The organism is Arthrobacter sp. J156 (assembly GCF_056172865.1).
This window is the reverse complement of record NZ_CM149650.1, coordinates 3,515,997-3,530,360: the sequence shown is the minus strand read 5'-3', so window position 1 is coordinate 3,530,360 and position 14,364 is coordinate 3,515,997. Positions and strand designations below refer to the sequence as shown.

At 72.0% G+C, this 14,364-nt stretch carries 12 protein-coding genes; 3 read left to right on the top strand and 9 right to left on the bottom strand.

The window, feature by feature from the left end; all coding sequences use genetic code 11:
- Entirely contained in the window at nt 1-897 is an 897-nt protein-coding gene (gene iolB / locus AC0QR5_RS16310; protein ID WP_329863116.1) for a 5-deoxy-glucuronate isomerase, read from the top strand.
- Here iolB and AC0QR5_RS16305 read toward each other — a convergent pair.
- A complete protein-coding gene (locus AC0QR5_RS16305; RefSeq protein ID WP_329863118.1) occupies nt 884-1,885 on the bottom strand; it encodes a LacI family DNA-binding transcriptional regulator in 1,002 nt (333 codons plus the stop codon). The genes iolB and AC0QR5_RS16305 overlap by 14 nt on opposite strands.
- A gap of 166 nt (nt 1,886-2,051) precedes the next feature.
- On the opposite strand from AC0QR5_RS16305, the gene AC0QR5_RS16300 reads away from it, so the two are divergent.
- Together AC0QR5_RS16300 and AC0QR5_RS16295 are read left to right on the top strand one after the other, a co-directional pair.
- Entirely contained in the window at nt 2,052-3,230 is a 1,179-nt protein-coding gene (locus AC0QR5_RS16300) for a Gfo/Idh/MocA family protein (RefSeq protein ID WP_329863120.1), read from the top strand.
- Complete coding sequence (locus AC0QR5_RS16295; protein WP_329863121.1) at nt 3,227-4,228, top strand: sugar phosphate isomerase/epimerase family protein; 1,002 nt, start codon at nt 3,227-3,229, stop codon at nt 4,226-4,228. The genes AC0QR5_RS16300 and AC0QR5_RS16295 overlap by 4 nt, the downstream gene beginning before the upstream one ends.
- 239 nt (nt 4,229-4,467) lie before the next feature.
- On the opposite strand, the gene AC0QR5_RS16290 is transcribed toward AC0QR5_RS16295, so the two are convergent.
- Genes AC0QR5_RS16290 through iolC form a run of 8 tightly spaced genes read right to left on the bottom strand, consistent with a single transcriptional unit; the run spans nt 4,468 to nt 14,337 of the window.
- Entirely contained in the window at nt 4,468-5,940 is a 1,473-nt protein-coding gene (locus tag AC0QR5_RS16290; protein WP_329863124.1) for a sugar porter family MFS transporter, read from the bottom strand.
- Nucleotides 5,941-5,982: 42 nt separating this feature from the next.
- Complete coding sequence (locus tag AC0QR5_RS16285; protein ID WP_329863126.1) at nt 5,983-6,855, bottom strand: sugar phosphate isomerase/epimerase family protein; 873 nt, start codon at nt 6,853-6,855, stop codon at nt 5,983-5,985.
- 18 nt (nt 6,856-6,873) lie between these two features.
- Nucleotides 6,874-7,887, bottom strand: coding sequence for a Gfo/Idh/MocA family protein (locus tag AC0QR5_RS16280; protein ID WP_329863128.1), 1,014 nt, complete (start codon nt 7,885-7,887; stop codon nt 6,874-6,876).
- A 52-nt stretch (nt 7,888-7,939) separates the two neighbouring features.
- Complete coding sequence (locus AC0QR5_RS16275; RefSeq protein ID WP_329863129.1) at nt 7,940-8,869, bottom strand: sugar phosphate isomerase/epimerase family protein; 930 nt, start codon at nt 8,867-8,869, stop codon at nt 7,940-7,942.
- Nucleotides 8,870-8,893: 24 nt separating this feature from the next.
- Nucleotides 8,894-10,417, bottom strand: coding sequence for a CoA-acylating methylmalonate-semialdehyde dehydrogenase (locus tag AC0QR5_RS16270; RefSeq protein WP_329863130.1), 1,524 nt, complete (start codon nt 10,415-10,417; stop codon nt 8,894-8,896).
- A 55-nt stretch (nt 10,418-10,472) separates the two neighbouring features.
- Entirely contained in the window at nt 10,473-12,419 is a 1,947-nt protein-coding gene (gene iolD / locus AC0QR5_RS16265; RefSeq protein WP_329863131.1) for a 3D-(3,5/4)-trihydroxycyclohexane-1,2-dione acylhydrolase (decyclizing), read from the bottom strand.
- A 5-nt stretch (nt 12,420-12,424) separates the two neighbouring features.
- The gene (locus AC0QR5_RS16260; RefSeq protein ID WP_329863132.1) at nt 12,425-13,369 is read right to left on the bottom strand and encodes a Cgl0159 family (beta/alpha)8-fold protein; all 945 of its coding nucleotides are present in this window, start codon (nt 13,367-13,369) and stop codon (nt 12,425-12,427) included.
- Entirely contained in the window at nt 13,366-14,337 is a 972-nt protein-coding gene (iolC, locus tag AC0QR5_RS16255) for a 5-dehydro-2-deoxygluconokinase (RefSeq protein WP_475372539.1), read from the bottom strand. The genes AC0QR5_RS16260 and iolC overlap by 4 nt, the downstream gene beginning before the upstream one ends.
- Nucleotides 14,338-14,364: the final 27 nt, after the last annotated feature.

Below are 14,364 nucleotides of genomic sequence, written 5' to 3'. Positions count from 1 at the left end.
ATGAGCGACTGGGTGTTCCCCGCAGGTTCCGCCGCCGACGGCCCGTGGGCCGTGTCCCTCGGTGCGCACGACAGCGCGAGGGCCGTCGCCGGCTGGCGCCACACCGGGCTCAAGGTGGCCCACCTGGCCCCGGGCGGCAGCGTCGGGCTCGAGGCCGCTGCGGAGGAGCGCATCGTCGTTCCGCTCGAAGGCTCGTTCACCGTGGAAGCGGGCGGTGCGCGGTACGAGCTCGCGGGGCGCGGTTCCGTCTTCGACGGCCCCTCCGACGTCCTCTACACGGGAACCGGGACCGCGCTCACTCTCTCGTCCGAGGCCGGTGGCCGCGTCGCGATCGCCCTGGCGCCGGCGCGCGAGGAGTACCCGGCCCGCCTCGTCACGGCGGCCGAGACGCCCGTCGAGCTCCGGGGCGCCGGGAACTGCTCCCGCCAGGTCCACAACTTCGGCACGCCGGCCGCCCTCGAGGCGGACCGGTTCATCGTCTGCGAAGTGATCACCCCGGCCGGCAACTGGTCCTCCTATCCCCCGCACAAGCACGACGAGGAGAAGGACGGCGAGACGAACCTCGAGGAGATCTACTACTTCGAGACCCGCACCGCGAGCGGCTCCGGCGCGCCGGCGGAGGCAGACGCCGTCGGCTACGCCCGCGTCTACGCCTCCGACGAGCGCCCGATCGACGTGGCCGCGGAGGTCCGCACGGGCGACGTCGTCCTGGTCCCCTACGGCTGGCACGGCCCCGCGATGGCGGCCCCGGGCTACGACCTCTACTACCTCAATGTGATGGCCGGTCCCGGGCGGGTCCGCGAGTGGCTCATCAGCGACGATCCGCACCACGGCTGGGTGCGCTCCACGTGGGACGCCCAGGAGGTCGACCCGCGCCTTCCCTTCACCGCCCCGTAGGCGCCGGCCCCGTGGAGCCGCGCGGCACGATGCGCGGCGCGGCCTGCGGCGGGGCGGAGGGGGAACCGCCGTCGAGCCACTCGAGGAGCACCGCGCCGACGTCGGATCCGACGACGACGCCGCGGTAGTCGACGCTGCTGAGGTCCAGCAGGTGGGACCCGGCCAGGGGCGAGTCGTCGTAGCCCATGAGCGAGACGTCCTCGGGAATCCTCCGCCCGGCCCCGCGCAGGGCCGCGGCCGCGCCGAGCGCCATCGTGTCGTTCGCGGCGAGCACGGCCGTCACCTCGGGCGCGTCGCCCAGGAGTTCGACGGCGGACGCGTAGCCGTCGGGTTCGAGCGTCCCCTCGGCCGCGCGGACGGTGAGCGACGCCCCGGGGTGCGCCTCGACGGCGGCGCGGAAGGCCTCGGCGCGGACCCGGGCCGCCTCGCCGGGCCCGGTCAGGTGGCCGAGGCGGAGGTGGCCGAGGCCGAGCAGGTGCCGGGCGGCCATCTCGGCGCCGAGCGCGTCGTCGCCGGCGACGACGACGGCGCCCGGGTGGCGGACGGCGCGGTTGCCCGCGACGACGACGGGGATCCCCAGGTCGCGCGAGGAATCGGGCAGGGCCTCGGCGGCGATGACGAGCCCGTCGACGTCGAGGGAGAGGAAACCCTCGAGGCTCGCCCGGACATCCGGACCACCCGAGGCGATGTCGCCGAGCAGGACCTTGTAGCCGCGGGGTTCGACGGCGGCGCGGAGCCCCTTGAGCAGCTCGACGAACCACAGGTTCGTGTAGTCGTCGACGAGGACCCCGATGGTCCGGCTGCGGTTGGCCGCGAGCGTCGTGGCGGCCCGGCTGGGCCGGTATCCGAGCGTGGCGATGGCCCGCCGCACGGCGTCGCGCTTGGCCGCGGAGACCTTGTCCGAGCCCTGCAGGACGAGCGAGACAAGGGACTTGGAGACGCCCGCTTCGCGGGCCACGTCGTAGATCGTCGGGCGTTTGGCCGCCACCGCTCCCCCTGGGAAAAGGCCGTCCGCCCGGCCGCTCCGGGCGCTCGGATGACCACACTACCCGAGAGGTATTGACAGGACATACTCTCAAATGGAGAATTCAATGGAGCGCTCCAAATGTGACGCCACCCACCACCATCCCACCCTCCAGACGAAGAGGTACGACATGGCCAAGGCACTTGGCGTCGCCGTCATCGGCGCCGGCATGGCCGGCCGCGGACACGCGGCCGCCTACCACGCAGCATCGACTATCAACAGCCCCACCCTCCCGCCGATCCGGCTCGTGTCGATCGCCGACATCAACGAGGAGTTCGGGACCCTCGCGGCGCGGCGATTCGGCTACGAGCGCTACGACCGCACGTGGCAGGACATCGCCGCGGCCGACGACATCGACGTCGTGAGCGTCGTGGTGGCGAACCACCTGCACCGCGAGATCGTCGAGGGGCTCCTCGCCGCCGGCAAGCACGTCCTGTGCGAGAAGCCGCTCAGCGACTCGCTCGACGAGGCCCGCGCCATGGCCCGCATCGCCGCCGAGGCCGCGCCGCTGGCCCGGATCGGCTTCACCTTCCGCCGCACCCCGGGCATCGCCTACGTCCGCGAGCTCATCCAATCGGGGACGCTCGGCAAGGTGCTGCACTTCAGTGGCCGCTACTGGACCGATTACGCGTGCAGCCCGCAGGCCCCCATGAGCTGGCGCTTCAAGGGTGGCCCGGGCTCCGGCGCCCTGGCCGACGTCGGCAGCCACCTCGCCTACGTCGCCGAGTTCCTGTGCGGCGACATCTCCTCCGTCGCCGGTGGCCGCCTCGCGACCGCCATCACCGAGCGTCCCGTGCCCCTCGGCGCGGTGTTCGGCCACGAGCACACGGAGGTCTCGGAGCAGCTCGAGGCCGTCGAAAACGACGACTACGCGGCGTTCAATGCAGCGTTCGCCGGCGGCGGCACCGGTTCCTTCGAGGTCTCCCGCGTCGCCGCCGGCCACCCGACCACGCTCACGTTCGAGGTCTTCTGCGAGAACGGCGCAGCGGTGTGGGACCAGCGCCGCCCCGCCGAGGTCCAGCTCTTCGTCAACGAGGGACCGGCGAAGTCCAACGGCTACCGTCAGGTCCTCCTCGGCCCCGAGCACCCCTACTTCGGCGGCGGCCTCGCCATGGACGCCCCCGGCATGGGCGTGGGCCAGAACGAGGCGTTCGTCTACCAGGCCCGCGCCTTCCTCGAAGAGGTCGCGGGGATCGAAGACGGGGCGCTGCCGCGCTGCGCGACGTTCGAGGAGGGCCTGCACAACATGGAGCTCCTGGAGGCCGTGACCCGCTCGGCCCTCGCCGGCGGACAGCTGGTGACGCTGTGAAGCTCGGGGTCTACACCGCCATCCTCCACGACCGCCCGCTGGCCGAGGCCCTCGATGTCCTCGCCTCCCTCCGGCTCGACGCCGCGGAGATCAACGCGGGCGGCTTCCTGCCACCCGTCCACCTGCCCGTCGAGCAGATCCTCGCGAGCGGATCCGCACGCGACGACTACCTGGGCCTCTTCGCCGAGAAGGGGATCGAGCTCGCCGGCCTGAACGCCAACGGCAATCCGCTGCACCCCGACCCGGCGATCGGGCCGAAGCACGCCGAGGAGCTGCGCCGGGCCATCCGCGTCGCGGGCGCCCTGGGCCAGACCCGCGTCGTCACGATGTCGGGGCTCCCCGGCGGGGAGCCCGGCGCCACCGTCCCGAACTGGATCGTGAACCCCTGGAGCTCGGGCGCGCTCGACGTGCTCGACTACCAGTGGGACCGGGTCGCCGTGCCGTTCTGGAAGGAGATCGACGAGCTCGCCGGCGAGCACGGAGTCAAGGTCGCGATCGAGATGCACCCGCAGAACCTCGTCTTCAATCCGCCGACGCTCAAGCGGCTCGTCGAGCGCGCGGGCACCGCCAACGTCGGCGCTGAAATGGACCCCTCGCACTTGTTCTGGCAGCACATGGACCCCGTCGCGGCCGTCGACTACCTCGGCGACCTCGTGGTCCACGCCGCCGCGAAGGACGTGCGGATCAACCCGGAGGCCGCCGTCTACGGCGTCCTCGACGACCGCTTCCGCCGCCTCCGCGAGGACGAGGAGCGCACGGGGCTCGGCGGGCACGAGTACGTCAACGAGTGGCCGAAGGACTCCGCCTGGGACTTCGTGGCGCTCGGCCGCGGGCACGACGCCGGATTCTGGACCCGCTTCCTCGCGGCACTGCACCGCGTCGACCCCGACATGGCCGTCCACATCGAGCACGAGGACACCTCCCTCGGCCGCATCGAGGGCCTCGAGGTGGCCGCGGGCGTCCTGCTGGAGGCGGCCGGGAACGCCGGGCTCCGCTGACGCGGGCCGCCCCCTCACTCCGACGGCGGGGGCGGGCGGGGGACGACATGTCCCTCCGCCCGCCCCCGCCGTCGTCGCACGCCCCGCCGTCGTACTGGTTCCCGGAGGTGCGCCCGGCGCCACACCGGGGGCAGAATGAGAGCGGCGAGCCCCGGCGGGACACGATTGACGCGGGACCCGCCCGGGCACGCCGGGCATGAGGCAGCGGCACGGTCCCCCACACCGTGCCGCTGCCGCTCTCAGGCGGCGTGGTGGGGACCCACCGTGCCGCTGCCGGGACGGGCCAGGGCGGCCCGGTCGCCGGCACGGAACTCCTCCTCGAGCTCCTCGAGCGTCTTGCCGCGGGTCTCCGGGAGGTAGAGCTTCACGAAGACCACCGCGCCGACGCCGAGGACGGCGAAGAGGTAGAAGGTATTGGAGATGCCCATCGCGTCCACGAGCATCGGGAACGAGAACCCGACGCCGAAGTTCACGATCCACAGGACGAACGTCGCCACGCCCATCCCCAGGCCGCGGATCCGCTGCGGGAAGATCTCGGAGAGCATGAGCCACGTGACCGTCGAGATCGAGGCCTGCTGGAACGCCAGGAAGGTCACGGTCAGCGACAGGATCACGAAGCCGCGGGCCGTTCCCTCCGGCAGCACGGAGGAGAAGAAGCCGATCAGCGCGAGCGCGGAGATGGTCCCCAGCTGGCCCGTGATGAGCATCGGCCGGCGCCCCACCTTGCCGAGCAGCCAGATCCCGAAGAAGACGGCGACGACCGAGACCACCCCGTTGGCGATGTTCGCCGTCAGGGCCGCCTGCGTGCCGAAGCCGGCCTGCTTCAGGATCTCCGTGCCGTAGTACATGATCGAGTTCACGCCCGTGATCTGCTGGCAGACCGCGATCCCGATCCCGATCAGGAACACGCGCCGCAGCCATGGCGCCTTGAGGTCGGCGACCGTTCCCTTGGTGGCCTCGTAGTCCTGCCGGGCGGCCTCGGTGACCTCGGCGAGCTCGCGCCGCGCCAACGCCGCGCTGCGGATCCGCTGGAGCACCTCGAACGCCTCGGAGTAGCTGCCGATCGAGGCCAGCCAGCGCGGGGACTCCGGGACGCGGAGCATCCCGATCCACAAGGCGATCGCCGGCAGGGTCGCGAGCACCAGCATCCAGCGCCAGATGTGCAGCTGATCGGCCCAGACGTTGCCGAGCACGGCGTTGGTGATGAACGCGAGGAGCTGGCCCACGACGATCATCAGCTCGTTGCGCGTGACCATCTGGCCGCGCAGGTGCGCGGGCGAGACCTCCGCGAGGAACACCGGGACCATGACCGAGGCGCCGCCGACGGCCATGCCGAGGATGAACCGGAACGGCACCATGACGGCCACCGCGGGGGCGAAGGAGACGCCGAGCGTGCCGATCAGGAACACGCCCGCCAGGGCCATGATCATGCGCCGGCGCCCGTAGCGGTCGGCGAGCCGGCCGCCGAACATGGCCCCGAAGGCCGCCCCGAGGAGCAGGGAACTCGTCACGAGCCCCGTCGTGAACGGCGTCAGCCCGAGGTCCTCCTCCATAAACGGCAGGGCTCCGTTGATGACGCCCGTGTCGTAGCCGAACAGGAGGCCGCCAAGTGTGCTCACGGCCATGATGCGCTTGAGGTTCTTGTTGGGTTCTCCGTGGTCCGCCGTCGTGGCGGTGCCGGGTGCAACGGGCAGGGTCATGGGTCGGTTCACCGTTCGTCGTCCTCCGGGGCTGTCGTCGTCCGCGGCCCCGGGCTACTGCGTGCTGGAGACGTACTCCTGCATGGCCCGTAGCTGGTAGCGGGAGACCTCGTGCGCGTTCTCGTTCTCGGCGAAGACCGAGGAGACCATGACGGACTCCTGGCGCCCGTAGAAGCCGTTCTCCGCGAGGCCGCCGAAGAACTCGTCCCAGTTCACGTCGCCGTCGCCGATCTTGAGGTGCTGGTGCACGCGCACCGGGTTGCCCGGCGGGTTGGTGATGTAGCGCAGGCCGTGTGAGGCGTGGTGGTTCATGGTGTCGGCCACGTGGACCACGCGCAGGCGGTCCCCGACGGCGTCCATGATGTCCAGGGGCGCGTCCTTCATGTGGAAGGAGTGCGCGGCGACGTAGACGAACGAGAGGTTCGGCGAGTTCACGCCGCGGATCACGCGCCAGGCCGCGAGCCCCTCCTCGACGAAGTCGTCCGGGTGCGGGTCGATCGCGACGTCGATCCCCTCGCGCTCGATCAGGGGCAGGAGTTCCTCGAGGGAGCGGTAGAACGCGGCCTCCGACGCCTCGGCGTGCTCCGGGCGGCCGGAGAACTCCGTGTTCATCTGCCGCACGCCGAGGTCGACGGCGATCTGGATGGCGCGCTTCCAGTAGCGGACGGCGGCCTCCCGCTCCCACTCGACGGGCGAGGACCAGCGCAGCACGGGCAGCACGGAGGCGATTTCGACGCCGGCGGCGCGGCATGCGTCGCGCAGCCCGCCCACGAGCCGGTCGTCGGCCTTCGGGTGGGTGAAGAACGGAACGACGTCCGCGTGCGGGGTGAGCTGCAGGTACTTGTAGCCGAGGTCCGCCGCGAGCTGTGGGAACTCGAGGACGGAATGGCTGTGGTGGAAGGGGGTGGGATCCAGGGCGATCTTCATGGGCGTCTCTCCTGTCGGTTACGCGTAGAGCGCGGGCTTCTCGTTGAGGACGACGGCGACCTTGCCGCCCGTGCGCTGGGCCTCGACCCCGGCCTCGCAGCACGCGGCCGTGGCGTAGCCGTCCCACGCGCTCGGACCCGCGATCGCGCCGCGGCGCGCGGCGTCCGCCCAGGCCTGGATCTCGACGTCGTAGGCCGCGCCGAAGCGGGCCTCGAAGCCGGGGGCGACGATCCCGCCCCAGCGGCCGGCGCTGCGGACGTAGGGGCCGGCGTCGTGGCCGATGGAGACGATGCCGGTCTCGAGGGTCGCCTGCGTGGCCACCTCGTAGCCGAACTGGGCGTTGACGTAGATCTCGACGTCGGCGAGCACGCCGGACTCGGTCTCCAGGAGCACGTGCTGCGGGTCGTGCTGGCCCTCGGGCGCGTGCCGGGTGGGCTTGCCGAGGCGGACCTGCACCGAGGTGATCTCCTCGCCCGTGAAGAAGCGGACGGCGTCGAACTCGTGGACCACCGAGTCGTTGATGAGCATCTCGTTGGTGAAGCCGGGCGGGGTGTCGGGGTTGCGGTGCTGGTGGTGCAGCATGAGCAGCTCGCCGAACTCGCCCGAGCGGATCGACTCGCGCAGCCGCACGTAGTCGGCGTCGAAGCGGCGCATGAAGCCCACCTGGATGAGCTGGCGGCCGAGCGCGGCCTCCGCCTGGACGATCTCCCACGAGGAGGCGGCGTCGGGCGTCAGCGGCTTCTCGCACAGGATCGGCAGGCCGCGCTCAAGCGCGGCGAGCAGGATGTCCTTGTGGAGGAAGCCCGGGGTCGCGATGAGGACCGCGTCGACGTCCCGGCCCTCGAGCGCCTCGGCGGCGTCGGCGAGCGCGACGGCGCCGGGGATCCCCTCGATGGCCGCGCGGGCGCGGTCCAGGTCGATGTCGACGACGGCGGAGACCTCGGCACCGTTGATGCGGTGGTGCAGGCGCTGGATGTGGTCGGCGCCCATGCGTCCGGCTCCGATGACGGCAACGCGAAGCGTCTCTGCCACGGCTGCTCCTTTCAGGGGTGGGGCCCGGGGACCGGGCGGAGGGTGGAGGGTGTCAGACGCGGGTGCGGGACCCGCAGGAGAGCAGGTGCCGGCGCGTCCGGGTTGCGATCGGGAGCGGGACGGAGAAGTCCGCGACGGGATACATGTCCTGCTCGACGATCCCGTAGACGTGCCTCTCGAGCTTCTCGACGGCGTCGATGACGGCGCCGAGGTCCGGCAGGCCGGCGGGCGGCTCGACCATGACTCCGGCGAGGTTCGCGGCGGCCCAGGTCAGGTTCCGCTCACGGACGGTGGCGAGGACCTGCGGGTCGATCTGCTTCAAGTGCAGGTAGCCGATCCGTTCCGGGTACTTCTCGATGAGCTCCACGGAGGACGCGCCGCCGTACTCCGCGTGGCCCGTGTCCAGGCACAGGGTCGTCAGCTTCGGGTCGGTGTTCTGCAGGAACGTCTCGATGTCCGCCTGGCCGCACACGTGCGAGTCGGCGTGCGAGTGGAACTGCTGCTGCAGCCCGTACTCCTCCTGCAGGATCCGCCCCAGCCGGTCGTGTCCGGCGAAGAGCGAGGACCAGGCCTCGGCCGAGAGGTGCTCGTCCTCGACGGCCTCGCCCGTGACGTCGTCGCGCCACATGGCCGGGATCACGACGATGTGCTGCCCGCCGAGCGCCGCCGTGAGCTCGGCGACCTTGCGGGCCGGCTCCCAGGCCTGTTCCCAGGCGCCCGCCGATCCGTCGAGCCCGCGGTGGAAGGCCGTGAACACGGTGCCGGCGCAGACGTTCAGGTCCCGGGCGGCGAGCTCGTCGGCAAGCCGCGACGGGTCGGTCGGCAGGTAGCCGTAGGGACCCAGCTCGATCGTCTTGTAGCCGGCCTCGGCGACCTCGTCGAGGAAGCGCTGCCAGGGGGTCTGCTTCGGGTCGTCGGCGAACCAGACGCCCCAGGAGTCGGGGGCCGTGCCGATCGTGATGTGCCGCTGGATGTCGTTCATGTCCTGCGTCCCTTTCCTGCGGGGCTAGTTGGACGGGAAGTTGAAGGAGGCCGTGGATTCCTGCGCCGGCTCGGGCCAGCGCTGGGTCACGGCCTTGCCGCGGGTGTAGAAGCGCACGCCGTCGGGGCCGTAGATGTGGTGGTCGCCGAACAGCGAGTCCTTCCAGCCGCCGAAGGAGTGCCACGCCACGGGGACGGGCAGCGGGATGTTGACGCCGACCATGCCCACGCGGATGCGGCGGGTGTAGGTGCGGGCGTGCGCCCCGGACGAGGTGAAGATCGCGGTGCCGTTGCCGTACGGGTTGGCGTTGACGAGCTCGATGGCCTCCTCGAGCGAGTTGACGCGGACCACGACGAGCACGGGGCCGAAGATCTCCTCGGTGTAGGCGCTCATCTCGGTGGTGACCTTGTCGATCACCGTGGGGCCGATGAAGAAGCCCTCCTCGTGGTCCTTCACGACCAGCTCCCGCCCGTCGACGAGCACGGCGGCGCCGGCCTCGCCGGCCTCGCCGACGATCCGCTGGATGCGGGTCTTCGAGGCCGGGGTGATGACGGGTCCCATGTCGGCGGCGGGGTCCGTGCCGTCGGCCACGGTGATGTCGTTCGCCCGGTCCACGAGCCGGTCCAGGAGCGCGTCGCCCGCGGCGCCGACGGCCACGGCCACGGAGATGGCCATGCAGCGCTGGCCGGCGGAGCCGAACGCGGCGGCGGTGAGGTGGTCCGCGGCGAGGTCCAGGTCGGCGTCGGGCATGACGACGGCGTGGTTCTTGGCGCCGCCGAGGGCCTGCACGCGCTTGCCGTGCTTCGTGGCGGTCTCGTGGACGTACCGGGCGATCGGGGTGGAGCCGACGAAGGAGATCCCGTCGACGTCGGGGTGCGTGAGCAGCCCGTCGACCGTCTCCTTGCCACCGTGCAGGACGGTGAAGACGCCGTCGGGCAGGCCGGCCTCCTGGAACAGCCGGGCGATGAGCAGGCTCGCGGAGGGGTCTCGCTCGGAGGGCTTGAGGATGAACGCATTGCCGGCGGCGATCGCGACGGGCGCCATCCACAGGGGCACCATGACGGGGAAGTTGAACGGCGTGATGCCGGCGACGACGCCGAGGGGCTGGCGGAAGGAGAAGACGTCGATCCCGCCGGAGACCTGGTCCGAGTACTCGCCCTTGAGCGACTGGGAGATCCCGCAGGCGAACTCGACGACCTCGAGGCCGCGCCCGATCTCGCCGGCCGCGTCGGAGAGCACCTTGCCGTGCTCGCTCGTGACGATGCGGGCGAGCTCGTCGGTGTGCGCGGCGAGCAGCTCGCGGAACCTGAAGAGGACCGCGGTGCGGCGGGCGATCGAGACCTCGCCCCATGTGTCGGCGGCGGCCCGCGCGGCGGCGACGGCGGCCTCGAGGTCGGCCGGGCCCGCGAGCCGCAGCTCGCCCGTGACCTCGCCGGTCGCCGGGTTGTAGACGGGCTGCGTGGCGGTGCCCTCGCCGGCCGTCTCGGCGCCGTTGATGAAGTGGTTGATGGTCCGCACGCCCGTGGCGGTCGTGGTCTGCGTGGTCATGGCTTCCTCTCGGGGTCTGCTGTCGTGGGGGGCTGGGCGGGCCGGGGCGGCCCGGCTAGCCCAGGTAGTGCTGCTGGATGGACTTCTTCTGCGTGTAGGTCCCGTAGGCGGCGCGGGTCGAGTCGAGCTCGGAGACGGCCGAGACCGGCACGTCCCACCAGGACTCGGAGTCGGGCGCGTCCAGGAGCGGATCGGATTCGATGTGGATCACGATCGGACCGGAGCCCTCGGGCGCGGCCTTGGCCTCGGCCACGGCCGCGGCGAGCGCGTCGATCGCGTCGGGCCCCGGCTCGATCCGGAGGACCCGCACCCCGAGCGACTCGGCGTTGGCGGCGAGGTCGACGGGGAGCTTCTCCCCCGCGTCGAAGGAGTGCCCCTGCCGGTCCAGCACGCGGTACTGGGTGCCGAAGCGCTGGGATCCGAGGGACTCGGAGAGCGAGCCGATCGAGGCGTAGCCGTGGTTCTGGATGAGCACGGTGATGAGCTTGATCCCCTCGGCCACCGCGGTGACAAGCTCGGTATGCATCATCAGGTAGGAGCCGTCGCCGACCATGACGACGACGTCGCGCGCCTCGGTCCCGTCCGCCGCGGCCTCGTCGAGCGCGGCCCGCTTGACGCCGAGCCCGCCGGCGATCTCGTAGCCCATGCAGGAGAACGCGTACTCGACGTGGTAGCCGTAGGCGTCCTTGACGCGCCACATCTTGTGCAGGTCCCCGGGCAGCGAGCCGGCGGCGCAGACCACCACATCGGTGTCCGCCATGGCGCCGCGGACGGCGCCGATGATCTCGTTCTGCGCCGGCAGCGGGGCATGGCGGGTCGTGAACGCCTCGTCGACGGTCGCGTCCCAGCGCCGCTTCTCCTCGGCGACCACGTGCTCGAGGTCCGCGCCGACGCGGTACCCGGACAGCGCCGTCGTCAGCGCCTCGAGGGCCTTGCGGGCGTCCGCGACGATCGGCAGGGACGTCCCGTGCTTGTACGCGTCGAGGGCGGCGACGTTGATGTTGATGAAGGAGGCGTCCGGGTTCTGGAACGCCGTCCTCGAGGCCGTGGTGAAGTCCTCGTAGCGCGTGCCGATCCCGATCACGAGGTCCGCCTCCCGCGCCAGGGCGTTCGCCGCCGTCGTCCCCGTGGAGCCGATCGCGCCGAGGCAGTACGGGGCGTCCCAGGGCAGCGAGCCGACGCCGGCCTGCGTGTAGCCGACGGGGATCCCGGTGGCCTCGGCGAACGCGGCGAGCTGGTCCTGGGCGAACGCGTAGAGCACGCCGCCTCCGGCGACGACGAGGGGGCGCTTGGCCGCGCGGATGCGGCGCGCGGCCTCGGCGATGTCGGCGGCGTCCGGCTCGGGGCGGCGGATCCGCCACTCGCGCTCGGCGAGGAACTCCTCGGGGACCGCGAAGGCCTCGGCCTGGACGTCCTGCGGGAGCGAGATCGTCACGGCACCGGTCTCGGCCGGGTCCGTCAGCACGCGCAGCCCGTGCATGAACGCGGAGAACAACTGCTCGGGCCGGTTGACCCGGTCGAAGTACTTGGACAGCGGGCGGAACGCGTCGTTGACCGTGATGTCGTAGCCATGGGGGTGCTCGAGCTGCTGGAGCACGGGGTCGGCGGCCCGCGTCGCGAAGGTGTCGCTCGGCAGCAGCAGGACGGGCAGGCGGTTGGCCGTGGCCAGCGCGGCGCCCGTGAGCAGGTTGGAAGAGCCGGGGCCGATCGACGTGGACACGGCGTACGTCGCGCGGCGGCGCGTGTGGCGGGCGTAGCCGACGGCCTGGTGCGATTGCGCCTGCTCGTTGCGTCCCTGGTAGTAGGGCATGAGCGTGGGATCGGCGGCCTGCCACTGCTTCAGGGCCTGTCCGACGCCGGCGACGTTGCCGTGGCCGAAGATCCCGAACATGCCGGGGATCAGCCGGCCGCGGTAGTCCTGCCCGCCGACCGAGTCGACGACGTACTGGCGCCCGAGGAACTCGACGACCGCCTGCGCGACGGTCAGGGTGCGCTGTGCCATGTCTTCTAGGACTCCTTCGAGGTGATGCCCGCGGCGGCCGGGGCCGGCGTGGTCTTGAGCAGGGAGGCGGCCGTTGCCACCGCGGCGGCGACGTCGCCGTCGGGAGGATACAGGAGGGTGCGGCCCACGGTCAGGCCCTGGACGCCCGGGAGGGCGAGGGCGTCCGACCAGCTCGCGAAGACCTCGTCGGGGGCGCCGTCGGGGTCGCCGCCCAGGAGCACGGTCGGCATCGTCGTGGCCGCCATGACGCGTTCCATCTCCGCCACCACGGGCAGCTTCATCCAGGTGTAGGCGCTCGTGGCCCCGAGTCCGGAGGCGATCGCGACGGACTTGACGACGGCGTCGGCCGAGAGGTCGTTGCGGACCCGCCCGTCGACCCAGGAGGAGAGGAACGGCTCGACCATGGCGATCAGGCCCCGCGCGGCGAGCTCGTCGATCGCGTGGGCCGTGTTCTCCAGGACCGAGGCCGTCGCGGGGTCCCCGAGGCCGATCCGGGTGAGCATCTTGCCGCCGTCGGCCCCGAACGCCGCGAGCGCCTCGGCGGTGTGACCCGTGAAGCGGTCGTCGAGCTCGTTGACGAATCCTGCGAGCCCCCCGCGGTTCATGGAGCCGAAGACGAGCTTGCCCTCGAGCGCACCGAGGAGCAGGAGGTCGTCCATGACGTCGGGGCTCGCGAGCACGCCGTCGACGGCCGGGTTCTCGAGCGCGGTGCGCAGGCGGTCCAGGAGGTCGCGCCGGTCGGCCATGGCCGTCGCATCGGAACCGACGGCGAGCGCCCCACGGGCCGGGTGGTCGGCCGCGATGATGAAGTTCTGCCGGCCCAGGACGGGGCCCGGGTGGCGCCGGCGGGCCACGGCCGCGGCGGCCACGGCGCCGGGATCCTCGAGCCGGAGCCGCGTGAGCTGCTCGTAGCGCCGGGGGTCCTGCGGGTCGATGGAGTGAAGGCTCACTGGGCGCCCTCCAGTTCTTCCAGGGCCGGGGTCAGGCGCCCGCGCTCGGCGAGCAGGGCGAGGACTTCGGCGGGAGTGGGCATGTCTTCGGAGCAGGCGAGCCGGGAGGCCACGATGGCCCCGGAGGCGTTGGCGTAGTCGAGGACCGTCTCGAGCGGCCAACCGGCCAGGAGTCCGTGGCAGAAAGCGCCTCCGAAGGAGTCTCCCGCGCCGAGCCCGTTGACGGTCTGCACGGGCACGGGGGCGGAGACCACGCGCTCGGTGCGGGTCTTGGCCATGACGCCCTCGGGGCCGAGCTTGACGACGGCGATCTCGACGCCCGCGTCGAGCAGCCGGTCCGCCTGCTCGTCGGGGGTTCCGCGGCCGACGGCGACGGCGCACTCGGTGTCGTTGCCGATGGCGACGCCCACGTGCGGCAGGATGGCGGCGAGCTGCTCGTGGGCGGCCTGTTCCGAGTCCCAGAACATCGGCCGGTAGTCGAGGTCCAGGACCGTGAATGCGCCCTCGCCGAGTCCGGTGCGGGCGGCCAGGGCGGCGAGGTGCGCGGCCCGGCTCGGTTCGCGGCTCAGGCCCGTGACGGTGGACCAGAAGATCCGGGCGCCGCGCACGGCGTCGAGGTCGAGCTCGTCGGCGCGGATCTCCCAGTCCGGGGCGGTGGGCTGGCGCCCGTAGAAGTAGAGCGGGAAGTCCTCGGGCGGCTGGATCGCGCAGAACGTCACGGGTGTCTGCAGCCCGGCGACGCGGACGGCTTGGGCGGCGTCGACGCCGTAGCGCTCGAGCTCGCGCAGGAGGTAGCCCCCGAAGTCGTCGTCGCCGACGCGGGTCACGACGCCGGCCCGGCGCCCGTGCCGCGCCGCGGCGACCGCCACGTTGGTCGGTGATCCTCCGAGGTACTTGCCGAAGCTGCCGACGTCGGCGAGGCCCACGCCGATGTCGTTGGGGTAGATGTCGACGCTGATGCGTCCCATGGTCAGCACGTCGAGGTTCACGCTGAT

Bases quoted from the DNA above. Each gene is read 5' to 3' on its own strand.
- AC0QR5_RS16275 (WP_329863129.1), bottom strand. From the start codon at position 8,869: ATGAACGACATCCAGCGGCACATCACGATCGGCACGGCCCCCGACTCC.
- AC0QR5_RS16285 (WP_329863126.1), bottom strand. From the start codon at position 6,855: ATGAAGATCGCCCTGGATCCCACCCCCTTCCACCACAGCCATTCCGTC.
- AC0QR5_RS16270 (WP_329863130.1), bottom strand. From the start codon at position 10,417: ATGACCACGCAGACCACGACCGCCACGGGCGTGCGGACCATCAACCAC.
- iolC (WP_475372539.1), bottom strand. From the start codon at position 14,337: ATGGGACGCATCAGCGTCGACATCTACCCCAACGACATCGGCGTGGGC.
- iolD (WP_329863131.1), bottom strand. From the start codon at position 12,419: ATGGCACAGCGCACCCTGACCGTCGCGCAGGCGGTCGTCGAGTTCCTC.
- AC0QR5_RS16300 (WP_329863120.1), top strand. From the start codon at position 2,052: ATGGCCAAGGCACTTGGCGTCGCCGTCATCGGCGCCGGCATGGCCGGC.
- iolB (WP_329863116.1), top strand. From the start codon at position 1: ATGAGCGACTGGGTGTTCCCCGCAGGTTCCGCCGCCGACGGCCCGTGG.